Here is a 15,066-nt window from a genome sequence, read left to right on the forward strand (position 1 = left end):
GTTTTACCGATGAATGCGTATAAAGCGGTGCATTGGGAAGTCCGGGTGTGGCCGGGTGTCCGGGTCCGTCAGGGCCGGGGAGGGGACGGAGCGATGGGGCTGACAGAGCTGGAGCCGCCCGGGGCCGCCGCGCCAAAGACCGCGGCGCAGCCCCCTCCGGTCCGCGCCCGTCCCACGCGCGGGGCCGTCCTCGCCGTGGCCGTCCCCGCGGCCGTCATGCTCGTCCTCGGGCTGTGGGGGCTGGACCGGGGGACGATGTGGCGGGACGAGAGCGCCACGTTCCAGGTGGCGCGCCGGTCCCTGCCGGAGATGCGGCACGTGCTGGGCACGATCGACGCCGTCCACGGCCTGTACTACCTGCTGATGCACGCCGTCCTCGCCGTGCGCCCCGACGAGGTGGCACTGCGCCTGCCGTCCGTCGCCGCGTCCGCCGCCACCGCCGCGCTCGTCGGCGCCCTGGGCTGCCGGCTCGCCCGGCCCCGCGTCGGCCTGTGGGCCGGGCTGCTCTTCGCCGTCACCCCGTTCGTCAGCCACTACGCGCAGGAGGGCCGTTCGTACGCCCTCGTCGCGGCGGGCGCCGCGCTCGCCACCTGGCTGCTGGTCCGCGCCGCCGAGCACGGCTCGTACGGGCGGTGGGCCGGCTACGGCGCGGTGGTGGCAGGCACGGCGCTCCTGCACGAGTTCGCGGTCCTGCTCCTCGCGGCGCACGCCGTGACCCTGCTGCTCTCCCGGGTGCCGTGGCGGACCTGGCGGCGCTGGGGGTGTGCCGCGGGGGCCGCCTGCCTGCTGCTGATACCGCTGGTCGTCGTCTCCCGCGGGCAGAGCGCGCAGGTCTCCTGGATCCGCACCCCGGGGCTCCCCGAGGCCGAGGCGCTGGTGAAGGCGTTCGCCGGTCCGGAGCAGCCCGTCCTGGGCGCGGTCCTCGTCCTGGCCGCGGTCGCCGTCCTCACCCCGGCCCTTGCTCCGGTCCTTGCCCCAATCCTCGCCCCGGTGCCCGGCCGGCGAGGGGCGGCGCCGTCCTCGCCCCGCCGCGGTGCCCTCGGTCTCACCGCGGTCGCCCTGCCGTGGGCGCTCGTCCCGCCCGTCCTGCTCTACGCCGCCGCCCGGTTCCAGCCGCTGTTCCTCGACCGCTATCTGCTGTTCTGCCTGGCCGGCGTGCCCCTGCTCGCCGCGGCCGGCGCGGACCGGATCCTGGGCCTCGTGCCGTGGCGGCGGACGGTGACGGCGCTCGGTGCCGCGGCCGTACTGGCCGCGTTCGCCGTGCAACTGCCGCTGCACGAGCGCGAGCGCCTGCCCACCAGCCGGGGCGACGAGCTGGCCCCGGTCGCCTCGGCGGCCGGCCGGCTGGCGAGGCCGGGGGACGCGGTGCTGTTCCTGCCGCAGTACGAGCGGCGCGTGGCCCTCGCCTATCCCCGCGGCTTCGCCGGCCTGCACGACCTCACCCTCAAGAGGTCACCGGCCGCGTCCGGCACGCTCTTCGGCGAGGAGGTCACTGCTGCCGCGCTGCGCGACCGGCTGGCCCGGCTGCCGTCCGGGAGCCGGGTGTGGGTCGTGGGGGACACCAACAACGTCGGCACGCGGTGGTTCCGCGCACAGCGGGCGGAGTCCGCCAAGGTGACCGCCCTGACGGCGTTCTGCCGGGAGGAGAGGGCGGCGGCGGTCTTCGTGCGTGGCGGCTCGGTGTCGCTGTACGTACGGCGCTAGGGGGATCACTTCGCCGCCCCCGCCATCACCCCGCTCACGAACTGCCGCTGGAAGGCGAAGAACACCGCGAGCGGCACCGCCATCGACAGGAACGCGCCCGAGGCGAGGATGTCGATGTTGTCGCCGAACTGCCGCACCTGCTGCTGCAGGGCGACCGTGACCGGCGGGTGCCCGCTGTCCGCGAAGATCAGCGCGATCAGCATGTCGTTCCACACCCACAGGAACTGGAAGATCCCCAGCGAGGCGATGGCGGGCCCGCCCAGCGGCAGCACCACCCGCAGGAACAGCCGCAGTTCGCCCGCGCCGTCCAGCCGGGCGGCCTCCAGCAGCTCGCGGGGGATCTCCGCGAAGAAGTTCCGCAGCAGGAAGACCGCGAAGGGCAGGCCGAAGGCGGTGTGGAAGAGCACCACGCCGGGCGTGCTCTCGAAGATGCCGAGGGAGTTGAAGAGCTTCGCCACCGGGATCAGCGCCACCTGCACCGGCACCACCAGCAGCCCCACCACGGCCATGAACCACCAGTCGCGGCCCGGGAAGTCGAGCCAGGCGAAGGCGTAGCCGGCGAGGGCGCCGACGAGGATCACCAGGACCGTCGCCGGCACGGTGATGAGGGCCGTGGTGCCGAGGGACTCCATCACCGTGTCGTTGTGGAAGAGCTTGCTGTAGCTGTCGGTGGTCAGCTGCGCCGGGTGGGCGAAGACCTGCCACCAGCCCGACGCCGCGATGTCCCGCTTGTCCCGCAGCGAGGACAGCAGCAGCCCCACCGTCGGCGTCAGCCAGAATAGCCCGACGGCGACGAGGAAGAGCCGCACCGCCCCGCCGCCCAGCCGCGCGGCGATCCGCGCGGGAAGCGACTGCTCGGCCCGTACGCCCGTGTCCACCGTGGTCATCGCTGCCGCCCCCTCGTGGTCATCGGCGTCGCTCCCGTGAGCACTCCCGTAAGCGCTCTCGTAAGCACTTCCGTAAGCGCTCCCGTAAGCGCTCCCGTGCGCACTCCCGTAAGCGCCCCCGTCATCGCCGCCGCTCCCGCCGGATCCGCCGGAGGTTGACGTACATCACCGGCAGGACGAGCACCAGCAGGAAGACCGCGATCGCGCTGCCCACGCCCTGGTTGACGTCCGTGCCGAACGACGACTGGTACAGCTGCAGCGCCAGCACGTTGGCCTTGTCCAGGCTCGCCCCCGGCGCGATGATGTAGACGAGGTCGAAGATCTTCAGCACGTTGATCATCAGCGTGATCAGCACGACGGCGAGCACCGGCGCCAGCAGCGGCACCGTCACCCTGCGGAAGACCTGCCACTCGTTCGCGCCGTCGACCCGCGCCGCCTCCAGCAGCTCCCGCGGCACGCTCGCGAGCCCCGCCGCGATCAGCACCATCGCGAAGCCCGCCCACATCCAGATGTACGCGGCGATGATGGCCGGGGTGACGAGCGAGGGGCCCAGCCAGTCGACGCCGTTGTAGGGCGCGGCGAAGTTCGAGGCGGGCAGCCGCAGCCGGGCACCGTCCGCCGCGCCGGGCAGGGTGAAGGTGCCGTCGGCGGCCGAGGTGGCCGAGGCGACGGTCCGGCCGTCCTTGACCGCCTCCACCGTCACGCCCTCCAGGGCCTGCTCGCCCTGGTCGATCTTCCCCGGCGTGCCTCCGCCGCCCCGCGTGAAGTCCCGCCACACCGTGCCGGTGACCTTCCCCGCGACGTCCCGCGCGGGGATGGCGTCCTTGGCGCCCTTCATGTCCGCGGGCTTCGCGCCCACCAGCGGCAGGACGGTCGCGCTGCCGGCCTTCACCACCGCCCTGGTCGTGAAGGCGCCGTGGTCCTCCGTCAGCAGTTCGTCGCCCCTGGGGTGCGCGCCGGGGAAGGGCGCGGGCGGCGAGAACGTGTCGTGGACGCCCACCCACACCGCGTTCGCCACGCCACGGTCGGGGTTCTGCTCGTACACCAGCCGGAAGATGATGCCCGAGGCCAGCATCGAGATCGCCATCGGCATGAAGACGACGAGCTTGAACGCCGTGCCCCAGCGCACCCGTTCGGTGAGCACCGCGAAGACCAGGCCGAGGGCGGTGGCCACGGACGGCGCCACGACCACCCAGATGACGTTGTTCTTCAGCGCCGTACGGATCCGGTCGTCCGTGAACACCTCGTGGTAGTTGTCCACGCCCACGAACCCGTTGCCGCTCGCGTCGAAGAGGCTGCGCCACACGGAGTAGCCGATGGGGTAGACGACGAGCGCGCCGAGCAGCGCCAGCGCGGGCAGCAGGAAGAGGGCGGCCACCCAGAGCCGGGTGCCTTGCATGCTCTTGGACTTCTTCGCGGTGGGGCGGCGGGGCGGCCCGGAGGCCGCAGCGCCGCCCGCGGTCGCGGTCGACATCGTGCGGGCCTCCCGTCAGCTCTTGAACGCCTTGGCCGCGTCGGACTCCAGCTTCTGCTGGGTGCCCGCCACGTCACCGGGGTCCTTCAGGAAATCCTGGAGGTGCTTCCACTCGCCCTGGCCCGGCTTGCCGCCGAAGGAGGCGGGCGCCAGGTCCGACATGTCGAAGCGGAAACCGTCGCCCGCCGCCACCACGGCTCCGGCGATGGACCGGAGCACGTCGTCGGGGTAGGCGGAGAGGTCCAGGTTCTTGTTGGCGGACAGGAAGCCGCCCTGCCCGGCCCACACCCGCGCCGCGTCGGGCGAGGCGAGGAACGTCAGCAGGGCCTGCGCCGCCGGGCCGTCCTTCAGCGCCACCCCCACGTCGCCGCCGGTCACGACCGGCGCCTTCGCCCCCACCGCGGGGAAGGGGAAGACCTTGGCCTCCTTGCCGATCCGCGCCCCCGCCCCGATGACGTTGGCCGCCGCGAAGTCGCCCTCGAAGACCATGGCGGCCTTCGGCTCCTCCCCTCCGGTGAACGTCTGCGTCACCGAGGTGGGGAACTGCGTCTGCAGCGCGCCCGCGTTGCCGTCCGCCAGCAGGCCCCTGCCGCCGAAGAGCCGACCGAGCGCCGTCAGGGCGTCCTTCACGGACGGGTCCGTCCACGGGATCCGGTGCTGCGCCAGCTGGTCGTACTTCTCGGGGCCCGCCTGGGAGAGGTAGACGTTCTCGAACCAGTCGGTGAGCGTCCAGCCGTCCGCCCCGCCCACCGAGACCGCCGGGATGCCGTAGTCGGCGATCAGCTGCGCGGTGCTCAGGAACTCCGGCCAGGTCTTCGGCTCCTTCGCCCCGGCCCCCTCGAAGACCCCGGTGTTGTACCAGACCAGGGACTTGTTGCTGACCTTGAAGTAGACGCCGTAGCGCTTGCCCTCGTACGAGCCGAGGTCCTGCCAGCCCTTGGTGAAGTTCTTGTCCAGCTCGGCCGCCGCCTCGCTGCCGAGCGGCTTGAGCCAGCCCTTCTGCGCGAACTCCCGCAGCGCTCCCGGCTGCTGCAGCATCGCCACGTCCGGCGGGTCGCCGCCCGCGATCTTCGAGCCGACGAACGCGGACATGTCGTCCCCGCTGGGCACGTAGGCCACCTCGGCGCCCGTCCGCCGCGAGAACTCCTCCAGGACCTTCGCGAAGCCCTTCTGCTCGGCGCCCGTCCAGACCGCCGTCACCTTCAGCTTCTGCCCGTCGAGCTTCGGGAGCCGCACCGTCTGCCGGACCGCGTCCGACCCGCCCTTGCCGCCGCCCGGCGGGCCGTCGTCGCCGCCGTCACCGCATCCCGCGGCCGACAGGGCCAGGGCCCCGGCCGCGAGGAGCGCCAGAGCGCTGCGCGCCCCGCGCACCGAACGAAGCGAAGTCCGCATAGCCGCCCCTCCCGTACGAGCTCCCCGCCGGCGGCCGCCGCACGTCGGCCCCCGCATCGGCGCCCGCCTCCCGTGCGACAGTCCTACGCCCGCCCGGGAGCCGCCGCAATACCACCATCGGGCACGATTCACCGATCGTGACCGGGCTGTGATGCACCGTCACCTGCGCGGGGACGTACGGTTTCCGGGCCGCGGCCCGGGTCAGAGCAGCGGTGGCGCGGCCTCCGCCCCCGCCGACTGCGCGGCGCGCTGCAGGGCGCTCGCGAGCAGCGCCAGGTCCGTCGGACCGTTGCCCAGCTCGCGCACCTGCCGCCGGGCCGGCGGGTCGCCCATCCGCTGCCAGTCGATGGCCACGACCGTCGGGCGCAGCGTCGCCGTCCGCGGGATGCGGCCCGTCACCCGGCCCGCCTGGAACGGCGTCGTCGCGTCGTCGTCCGGCCGCATCAGCCGGCCGCGGCCCGGAGCCGGCTCGCCCGCGCCGCTGCCGTCGCCCGGCGTACCGTCCACCGACGGCGGGGCGATCTCCAGCGTCGCGCGCAGCCCGGCCCGCTCGACCGCCGCCGTGTCGGCCGTACGGTCCGGGCGGCCGGACGCCGCCACCAGGTGCACGCCGAGCCGCTCGCCGTCGCGGGCCACGGCCTCCAGCGCCCGCACCACCGAACCCGCCGACGGGCGGCCCGTGCTGCCCAGCGCCGGGGCCACCAGCGCGTCGAAGTCGTCCACCAGGACCACCAGGCGCGGCAGCGCCGTCCGGGCCGTGAGCGACGGACCGTCCTTCTGCGTCCGCAGCTTGAGCGTCCCCGTCGGTACGGACTCCAGGTCGCCCGAGCCGTCCGCCGCCCGCCGCGGCGCGACCATCTGCGCGGCCGACGCGGCCGCGTGCTGCGTGTGCCACGCCGTGAAGTCCAGCCTGCCCAGCAGCTCCGCGCGCCGCTTCAGCTCCGACGTGAGCGCCTGGGCGAACTCCCGCATCCGCACCGGGTCAGCGGCCGCCAGATACGTCGACACGTGCGGCAGGTCCGTACACGGCCGCAGCCCCTCGCCGCGCTCCGCGCCCGCCCCGTCCACCAGCACCAGCGAGAGCCGGTCGGGCCGGTCCGCCGCCGCCAGCGACGCGGCCAGCGAGCGCAGCAGCTCCGTCTTGCCGCTGCCCGCGCAGCCCTCCACCAGCAGGTGCGGGCCGTCCGCCGCCAGGTCCACGGCCAGCGGCCCGTGCGGGCCCGCGCCCAGCACCGCCACCGCCCGGCCCCCGGGGCGCGAACCGCGGTCCGTGGCCGCCGCCCAGCGCGCCGTCAGCGACGCCGGAGTGGCCCGGGCCAGCCCCAGCTCGTCCAGCAGGCGCGCACTGCGCGGCAGCGCCGCCGCCACGCGCGCGGCCGCTCCGCCCGCCACGCCGTCCGCCACCCGCAGCGGCGCCAGCGCCCGCGCGAACCGCTCGGCCCACGCCCGCGACACCGCGTCCACGGCCGCGATCACGGCCGGGCCGGACGGCGCTTCGGCCTCGGCCGCGGCGTCGTGCTGCGCCGCGGCGTGCTGCACCGGGGCACGGTGGATCACCTGCACCACCGTGGCCACATCACCGCTCAGCAGCGCCACCGCGCCGCAGTACGGGAACGCCGGGGCCGCCGTACGGGCCGTCGCCAGCGTCGACGCCACCGGCGACGCCGGCGTGGTCGCCGGCGCGTCCGCCAGGCACACGAGGTGGATGCCCGCCGCGGGGCCGCCCACCGCCAGCCGGGACACCGTCTCCCGCAACTCCGCCGAACCGGGGTCGCCGTCCACGATCACCACCGTGTACGGGCCGGAGTGACGCTCCGCCGCGGCCGCCACCGCAGCCGGGGCCGCCGCCGCCCAGTGCGGGCCCAGCGGGCCCTCGTCCAGCCGCCGCACCAGCTCCGCCGTGCGCGCCGCGGCCTGCTCGCGGTCGTACGCGACCAGCAGCCGGCAGTCCTGCCCGCGCACCGGGCGCAGCTGCGGCAGCCAGCCCAGCCACGACCACTCCGCCAGGCGCTCCTCGACCGGGCGCGCCCGGTCCGCACTGATCAGCACGAACTCCAGGGACGCCGGGGCGTGCAGCGCCGCCAGCTGCGCCAGCACGGAGCGGGCCAGCGCCGACAGCCGCCCCCGCGGGCCCGCGAGCCCCAGCGAACCGGCCTCGCGCAGCGCGACCGTCACCGGCACCGACGGCAGCAGCGCGCCGCTCCCGGGCGAATGCCGGTCGGCCGTCCCCAGCCGTACGGTCAGCAGGTCGGGGTGGCCCGGGCCGCGCTCCCACAGCCGGGGGCCGGGGCCGAGCGCGGTCAGCAGCGTCTCCGCGGGGTCGGGCCAGCGCTCGCGCAGCGCGGCGGCCTCGGCGCGGGCCTGCTCCTCGGCGCCCGCGTCGTCCTGCGGGCCGCCCCACGCGTCCCCGTCGGCGCCCCGGCCGCCACGTCCCCCGGCGAGCCGCCGGGCCCACGCGCCTATGCCCCGGCCCCGGGTCCGCTTGCCGGCTTCGCCGGCGGGGGGCTGGGCGGCGCCGGCGGCCGCACCGGCTCCGCCGGGGGGAAGGACGTCGGCGGATCTGCTGACGTGACCGCCCTCGTACGGGCCGCCCGTCGCGGAGTGCCCGGAGCCGTCCGGCTGACCGGGCGGAACGGCCTGCGCGGAGCCGCCGGGGTGTCTGTACCGACGGTCCGGGCCGGCGACGCCCGGTCCGCCCGGGTACGCGCCCTGTCCGGACCGCCTGTCGCCGAAGCCGCCGGGCTGCGCCGCCGGGGCGGATCCGTTCCCCGGTCCGTACGGGTCTACGCCACTGCCTTGTGCGGGTGCGTGGTTCTGTGCGTACGGATCGGCGTCCCCGTCCTGTGCGGGGCCGCGATTCTGCCCGGGCAGGCTCCCGCCGAAGCCGCCGGGCCGCCCCGCCGTCCCGGCCCCGTTCCCCGGCCCGTACGGACCGGTGCCGTGGTCCTGTCCGGACCGCCCGCCGCCGGGCTGTCCCGTACGGCCCGCCGCGCCCGCCCCGTACGGGGCGGCGCCGGTGTCCGGGGCCTGTCCGTGGTTCACGGTTCCGCCGAGGCCGGCGGCCCGGCCCGTACGGCCCGCCGGTCCCGTTCCGCTTGCTGTCCCGCGCGGAGGCGTGGACCCCTCCTGGGGCGGCGTTCCGCCCGGGCCCGGCTGGGCCGGGACACGGACCGACAGGCCGCCGGCGCCCGCGTCCCGCAGGGCGAAGCCGCGGCCGCCGTGCGTCACCGGGTCCTCGGGGCCGGAGCGGGCCGCTCCGCCGCTCGCGCCGCCGGTGCCCGTGCCGGCCGGCAGGCCCGTCGCGCCCGCCACACCCGCCGGTGCGCCCAGCCACGCGCCGCGCACCGGCGGGTCGACCGCGCCCGCCGGGGAGGCCCCGGGGGCGCTGCCGCCCACGCGCAGGTGGCCCTCGCCGTCGGGCGCGGCCGGCAGGACGCGCGGGGAGGAGTCGTCCGCGGCGTGCAGGCTCAGCACCGACTCGCCCACCCGCAGCAGCTCCCCGGCAGGAAGCCGCACCGGCTCCGCGCCGACCGGCTCGCCCGCGAGCACGGTCCCGTTCGTGGAGCCCAGGTCCCGCACGGTGATCGTGCCGTCGTCGTGGAGGACGACCGCGCAGTGCAGCCGGGAGACGTCGGGGTCGTCCAGCGGGATGTCCGCCGTCGCGGAGCGCCCCACGTGCACCTCGCCGCCGTGCAGCAGGTGCACGCCGCCCGCGTCCGGACCGGAGACGACGTGGAGCCGCGCGGCGGCCTCCGGCACGCCGGACATGAGCACGCCGGCGTGCCGCTCGGGGTCGGCCGGGGCGGACAGGGACAGGACGGCGCCGTCGATCAGCGGGGGCTCGCCCAGCGCGGTGCGCTGCGGGTCGAGCCGCTCGGCCCCGGCGTAGACGACGACGGCCCCGGTGCCGAGGTCGCAGCCGGCCGCCGCCGCGGCGGCGGCGAGGCCGCTGGTCACCCCGGCCAGGGCGGTCCCCGCGGGGGCGGTCACCAGCACGTCGCAGGCGCAGGTCGCCGCGGGCACGGCGGGCGCAGTGGAGTGGTGGCCGCTGAGCGGCCCGAGGACGGTCAGCCTGATCTGCATCGCCGTCAACGGTCCCTTCTGCCCCGGTGCACGTACAGGTCACCACGGCGCGCGGAACGTACCGGAAGCACCGGCCCCGCCCCTCCGCATCGTGCTGCGAGCATCCTCGCACCTGCCGGGGACGACGCGCCCGGCGACGGCCAATTCGTGATCTTGAACGACCGCGGGAGGGTGGGAAGAAAGCGGAAGGTGATCGAATCGCACCGAGGTCACCTCATGATCGGTTCGATATCGATCCGCGACGGGTCCGTTTTCGAACACGTCGTACAGATTTTCTTTCGCCTCGGGGCTCGCCGGGGACTCGCCGGAAACGGGCCGCGGACCGGCCGCGGACCGGCCCCGCACCGGCTCCGGAACCGGCCGCGGAGCTCCCGCCGCAGGCTTTCGCACGCGCCGCGTGCGCATCCCCCGCGCGCCTTCCGCGCGCCGCGCGGCAACCAACGGCCCGCGACCCGCGTCTTCCTTCCAGCCCCGCGGATTCGGCAAACCGATGGCAAACCGGAGGTCCGTAGGACGGCACTACAGTGGGCGGAAGGCCGGGCACGAAAGAGGCCATCGCAAAGCATGACGACGATGACGATCAGGGAGCGCATGACGTGCGGCCGGTAGGCAGCAAGTACCTGCTCGAGGAGGTGCTCGGACGCGGCGCGACCGGCACCGTCTGGCGAGCACGCCAGCGGGAGGCCGCGGGCGCCGAGGCGGCCGTGTCCGGCCGGCCCGGCGAGACCGTCGCGATCAAGGTGCTCAAGGAGGAGCTGGCCAACGACGCGGACGTCGTGATGCGCTTCCTGCGCGAGCGCTCCGTCCTCCTGCGGCTCACGCACCCCAACATCGTGCGCACCCGCGACCTCGTCGTCGAAGGCGACCTGCTCGCCCTGGTCATGGACCTCGTCGACGGCCCGGACCTGCACCACTACCTGCGCGACAACGGCCCCTTCACGCCGGTCGCCGCCGCCCTCCTCACCGCCCAGATCGCCGACGCGCTCGCCGCCAGCCACGCCGACGGCATCGTCCACCGGGACCTCAAGCCCGCCAACGTGCTCCTGCGGAGCGACGGCGGCCAGATGCACCCGATGCTCACCGACTTCGGCATCGCGCGCCTCGCGGACTCCCCGGGCCTGACCCGTACCCACGAGTTCGTCGGCACGCCCGCCTACGTCGCGCCCGAGTCCGCCGAGGGCCGCCCGCAGACCTCCGCCGTCGACATCTACGGCGCCGGCATCCTGCTCTACGAGCTGGTCACCGGCCGCCCGCCGTTCGCCGGCGCGACCGCCCTCGAAGTGCTCCACCAGCACCTCAGCTCCGAGCCGCGCCGCCCCACCACCGTCCCGGAGCCCCTGTGGACGGTCATCGAGCGCTGCCTGCGCAAGCGGCCCGAGGAGCGCCCCAGCGCGGAAAACCTCGCCCGGGCGCTGCGCGTCGTCGCCGCGGGCGTCGGCGTGCACGCCTCCCCGGCGCAGGCCGAGGCCGCCCTCGGGGTCGCCGGGCTGCTCGCGCCCGACCCGGAGCCGGCCGTCGTGCCCGGCACCGGCCAGGGCGCCGGCCCCGGCCACGGCGACGCCGACCCCACCCAGGTGCTGCCGTCCACGGCGGGCTCGCCGGGCTCCTACGACCCGAACGCCGCCACCAGCCTCCTGCCGAACACCTCCGCCGCGGGCCACGGCCCCGGCGCGGGCCCCGACGCCGACGCCACGCGCGTCATGCCGGCGGGCTCCGGCCCCGGCGGCTCCGCCGACCCGACCCGCGCCATGCCGCCCGTACCGCCGCTGCCCCCGGAGGGCGACGGCGCGCACCCCTGGCAGACCCAGATGCGGGCCGCCCGCGACCGCAACGACCAGACCCAGGTGCAGTACCTCGACCCGAGCGAGGACCCGCTGCGCCGCCGCCCCCAGCGGCGGCCCGGGCAGCCTCAGCCGCAGCAGCCGCCCCAGGGCTACGGCGGTCAGCAGGGGTACCAGCAGCAGGGCTACGGGCAGCAACAGGGCTACGGGCAGCAGTACGCCCCTCAGCCGCCCCAGGGGCACCGGCCGCCGGCCCCGCAGCACTACACGGCGCCGCCCCAGTCGTACGCCCCGCAGCAGCCGCAGCCCGCGCCGCCGTCCCGCCGACAGCAGCGCCGCCAGGAGCCGCGCTACCAGCAGCCCCCGGCGCCGCAGCCGCCGCCCCAGCCGTACGCCCCGGAGCCGCCGGCTCCGCGCCGTGAGCCGCGGCCGCCGCGGCAGCGCAGTGCGAACCCGATGCGGATCCCCGGGCTCGGCTGCCTCAAGGGCTGCCTCTTCATGATCGTCATCCTGATCATCGGCGCGTGGCTCGTCTGGGAGTTCACTCCCCTGAAGGACTGGGTCGCCGACGGCAAGAGCTTCTGGGACGCGGCCTGGGACTGGGTCACGGACGTCAAGGACTGGATCTCCGGGCTCGCCTCGAACTCCTCCTCGGGCAAATGACCAGGTAATCGATTTGTCGACACCCGGGGGGCGTTTTACGCCTCCGGGGTGAGCGTTGGCAGTAGCTTGGTCGCCAGCGCGCCTGTCGGAGACGAGGAGTCGGGGAACAGTCTTGGCACGGAAGATCGGCAGCCGGTACACCGCCCACCAGGTCCTCGGCCGTGGCAGCGCCGGCACGGTGTGGCTCGGCGAGGGGCCCGAGGGCCCGGTCGCCATCAAGCTCCTGCGCGAGGATCTCGCCTCCGACCAGGAGCTCGTCGGCCGGTTCGTCCAGGAGCGCGCCGCGCTCCTCGGTCTCGACCACCCGCACGTCGTCGGGGTCCGCGACCTCGTCGTCGACGGCGCCGACCTCGCCCTGGTCATGGACCTGATCCGGGGCACGGACCTGCGCACCCGGCTCGACCGCGAGCGGCGGCTCGCGCCCGAGGCCGCGGTCGCCATCGTCGCCGACGTCGCCGACGGGCTCGCCGCCGCGCACGCGGCCGGGATCGTCCACCGCGACGTCAAGCCCGAGAACGTCCTCCTCGACATGCAGGGCCCGCTCGGCCCCGGCGGCGCGCACCCCGCGCTGCTCACCGACTTCGGCATCGCCCGCCTCGTGGACGCCCCCCGGCCCGCCCGCGAAGGCGGCCGCGGCACCGGCCCCCGCAGCGTCATCGGCACGCCCGACTACCTCGCCCCCGAGATCATCGAGGGGCTGCCGCCGCGGGCCTCCGTCGACGTCTACGCCCTCGCCACCGTCCTGTACGAGCTGCTGGCCGGCTTCACGCCCTTCGGCGGCGGGCACCCCGGCGCCGTGCTGCGGCGGCACGTCACCGAGACCGTCGCGCCGCTGCCCGGCATCCCCGACGAGCTGTGGCAGCTCGTCGTCCAGTGCCTCGCCAAGGGGCCCGCCTCCCGGCTGCGCGCCTCCGAGCTCGCCGCGCGCCTGCGGGAGCTGCTGCCCGGGCTCGCCGGGATACCGCCCCTCGACATCGACGAGCCCGACGACGGCACGGACGCCGCCGACGACGGCCCCGCCGCCCCCGCGGAGGGGGGCGGCGTGCCCGCCGCCGCGCGCCGGCGGGGCGTCGTCCCGCTCGTGCCGGGCGCCGTCCCCGACTCCAGCCGGGACACCCACACCAGCATGCGCGTGCCCACGCCCGCCGAGCTCGCCGGCGGCGCCCACGGCACGGCCCGCGCGCCCCGCGCCGCCGGCCAGCGCCGCGCCGGCTCCGCCCGCCACCGCTCCCCGGCCGAACAGCGCCGCCGCCGCATCCGCCTCGGCGCGGCCGCGGTCGCCCTGGCGGCAGCGGCGGGCGTGGGCGGCTGGTTCGCCACGACGGACCACGACACCGCCGACGCCAAACCGGGCATCCACCACCCGGACCCCCAACGCTGACGGCGCCCGGTCCTGGTGCCGGCTCGACACCGCTGGTCTGCGTCGCGGTGGCTGATCGCCGCTGCGGCGGGGTGGGTCGGTCATGGTGGCCGCGTCGTCTTGGAGCCGCCGCGATGGCGCTCGGCCCCCGCGGTGGTGTCCGGCGGTGCCGGACGGTCCTTCCGCCCTGGTGCCGGTTCGGCACCGCCGGTCTGTGCCGCGGTGGCTGATCGCCGCTGCGGCGGGGATGGGGCGGTCGGTGCCGCCGGGGCTGATCGCCGCCGCCGCGGCGGGCCGGTCATGGTGGCCGCCACCCTTGGATCCGTTGCGGCGGCGCCGCGGCGGCGGTGGGGCGTACGGCGCCGAAGGAGCGAGGAGGCACCCTCCGGGGCCTTGGGGGTCGGGAAGCGCGGCGCAGCCGTTAGGCTGGGTGCGTGGCAGTCGTTGATGTATCCGAAGAGCTGAAGTCCCTCTCCTCGACCATGGGGTCGATCGAGGCCGTCCTGGACCTCGACAGGATGAGGGCCGACGTCGCCGTGCTCGAGGAGCAGGCGGCCGCCCCGTCTCTGTGGGACGACCCGGAGGCGGCGCAGAAGATCACGAGCCAGCTGTCGCACCTCCAGGCGGAGCTGCGCAAGGCCGAGACCCTCCGCGGTCGCATCGACGACCTCGGGGTGCTCTTCGAGCTCGCCGAGGCCGAGGACGACGCCGACGCCCTCGCCGAGGCCGAGGCGGAGCTCACCTCCGTCCGCAAGGCGCTGGACGAGATGGAGGTCCGTACCCTCCTCTCCGGCGAGTACGACTCCCGCGAGGCCCTCGTCAACATCCGCGCCGAGGCCGGCGGCGTCGACGCCTCCGACTTCGCCGAGCGCCTGCAGCGCATGTACCTGCGCTGGGCCGAGCGCCACGGCTACAAGACCGAGATCTACGAGACCTCGTACGCCGAAGAGGCCGGCATCAAGTCGACGACCTTCGCCGTCCAGGTCCCGTACGCCTACGGCACCCTCTCCGTCGAGCAGGGCACGCACCGCCTGGTGCGCATCTCCCCCTTCGACAACCAGGGCCGCCGCCAGACCTCCTTCGCGGGCGTCGAGGTGCTGCCGGTCGTCGAGACGACCGACCACGTCGAGATCGACGAGTCCGAGCTGCGCGTCGACGTGTACCGCTCCTCCGGCCCCGGCGGCCAGGGCGTCAACACCACCGACTCCGCGGTGCGCCTGACCCACATCCCGACCGGCATCGTGGTCTCCTGCCAGAACGAGCGCTCGCAGATCCAGAACAAGGCGACCGCCATGAACGTCCTCCAGGCCAAGCTCCTCGAGCGCCGCCGCCAGGAGGAGCAGGCGAAGATGGACGCGCTCAAGGGCGACAGCGGTGGCTCCTGGGGCAACCAGATGCGTTCGTACGTCCTGCACCCGTACCAGATGGTCAAGGACCTCCGTACGGAGTTCGAGGTCGGCAACCCGCAGTCCGTGCTCGACGGCGAGATCGACGGCTTCCTGGAGGCCGGCATCCGCTGGCGCAAGCAGCAGGAGAAGTAGCCCCAAGGGCCTCCATAGCAGGACAACACCCCCGTATCCGGCTTGACGCTACGTCAAAAACTGGCAAGGCTGACGGCGGCACGCGTAGCACTGGGGCGCGTGTGGCGGGGGCGCGCGGCCCGTACGACAGTGCCGCCGCATCAACACGGCCGGCCCGTACGGCCGTGCCAGGCCTCCAGTA

Annotated in this window: 8 protein-coding genes; 4 read left to right on the forward strand and 4 right to left on the reverse strand. The window is 75.5% G+C overall.

The features are described 5' to 3' along the window. Positions 1-93: 93 nt before the first annotated feature. Positions 94-1,704 carry a glycosyltransferase family 39 protein gene (locus ACOTKD_RS36740; protein ID WP_424893350.1) on the forward strand — a complete coding sequence of 537 codons (1,611 nt, stop codon included), beginning with the start codon at positions 94-96 and terminating at the stop codon, positions 1,702-1,704. A gap of 5 nt (positions 1,705-1,709) precedes the next feature. Here the strand turns inward: ACOTKD_RS36740 and ACOTKD_RS36745 are convergent, their stop codons facing one another. From ACOTKD_RS36745 to ACOTKD_RS36760, 4 genes are all read right to left on the reverse strand, one after another. Then, positions 1,710-2,591: a carbohydrate ABC transporter permease gene (locus ACOTKD_RS36745; RefSeq protein ID WP_424893351.1), complete on the reverse strand. Its 882-nt coding sequence runs from the start codon at positions 2,589-2,591 to the stop codon at positions 1,710-1,712. Between the two features lie 121 nt (positions 2,592-2,712). Further along, a complete protein-coding gene (locus ACOTKD_RS36750) occupies positions 2,713-4,065 on the reverse strand; it encodes a carbohydrate ABC transporter permease (protein ID WP_424893352.1) in 1,353 nt (450 codons plus the stop codon). 15 nt (positions 4,066-4,080) lie between these two features. Next, positions 4,081-5,457 carry an ABC transporter substrate-binding protein gene (locus ACOTKD_RS36755; protein WP_424893353.1) on the reverse strand — a complete coding sequence of 459 codons (1,377 nt, stop codon included), beginning with the start codon at positions 5,455-5,457 and terminating at the stop codon, positions 4,081-4,083. A 201-nt stretch (positions 5,458-5,658) separates the two neighbouring features. Further along, positions 5,659-9,540: an FtsK/SpoIIIE domain-containing protein gene (locus ACOTKD_RS36760; protein ID WP_424893354.1), complete on the reverse strand. Its 3,882-nt coding sequence runs from the start codon at positions 9,538-9,540 to the stop codon at positions 5,659-5,661. A gap of 596 nt (positions 9,541-10,136) precedes the next feature. On the opposite strand from ACOTKD_RS36760, the gene ACOTKD_RS36765 reads away from it, so the two are divergent. The 3 genes from ACOTKD_RS36765 to prfB all read left to right on the forward strand — a co-directional run bounded on the left by ACOTKD_RS36765 (position 10,137) and on the right by prfB (position 14,885). Continuing rightward, positions 10,137-11,984, forward strand: coding sequence for a serine/threonine-protein kinase (locus ACOTKD_RS36765; protein ID WP_424893355.1), 1,848 nt, complete (start codon positions 10,137-10,139; stop codon positions 11,982-11,984). 112 nt (positions 11,985-12,096) lie between these two features. Then, positions 12,097-13,365 carry a serine/threonine-protein kinase gene (locus ACOTKD_RS36770; RefSeq protein WP_424893356.1) on the forward strand — a complete coding sequence of 423 codons (1,269 nt, stop codon included), beginning with the start codon at positions 12,097-12,099 and terminating at the stop codon, positions 13,363-13,365. Between the two features lie 413 nt (positions 13,366-13,778). Continuing rightward, positions 13,779-14,885 (forward strand): peptide chain release factor 2, encoded by a 1,107-nt coding sequence (prfB, locus tag ACOTKD_RS36775; protein ID WP_424893357.1) that lies wholly within the window; start codon positions 13,779-13,781, stop codon positions 14,883-14,885. Positions 14,886-15,066 lie beyond the last annotated feature (181 nt).

It is taken from the genome of Streptomyces sp. XH2, from assembly GCF_049725035.1.
Classification (GTDB): domain Bacteria; phylum Actinomycetota; class Actinomycetes; order Streptomycetales; family Streptomycetaceae; genus Streptomyces; species Streptomyces roseoverticillatus.

Coding starts and splice junctions, on each gene's coding strand:
- ACOTKD_RS36755 (WP_424893353.1), bottom strand. CDS start 5,457: ATGCGGACTTCGCTTCGTTCGGTGCGCGGGGCGCGCAGCGCTCTGGCG.
- ACOTKD_RS36745 (WP_424893351.1), bottom strand. CDS start 2,591: ATGACCACGGTGGACACGGGCGTACGGGCCGAGCAGTCGCTTCCCGCG.
- ACOTKD_RS36750 (WP_424893352.1), bottom strand. CDS start 4,065: ATGTCGACCGCGACCGCGGGCGGCGCTGCGGCCTCCGGGCCGCCCCGC.
- ACOTKD_RS36760 (WP_424893354.1), bottom strand. CDS start 9,540: ATGCAGATCAGGCTGACCGTCCTCGGGCCGCTCAGCGGCCACCACTCC.
- ACOTKD_RS36740 (WP_424893350.1), top strand. CDS start 94: ATGGGGCTGACAGAGCTGGAGCCGCCCGGGGCCGCCGCGCCAAAGACC.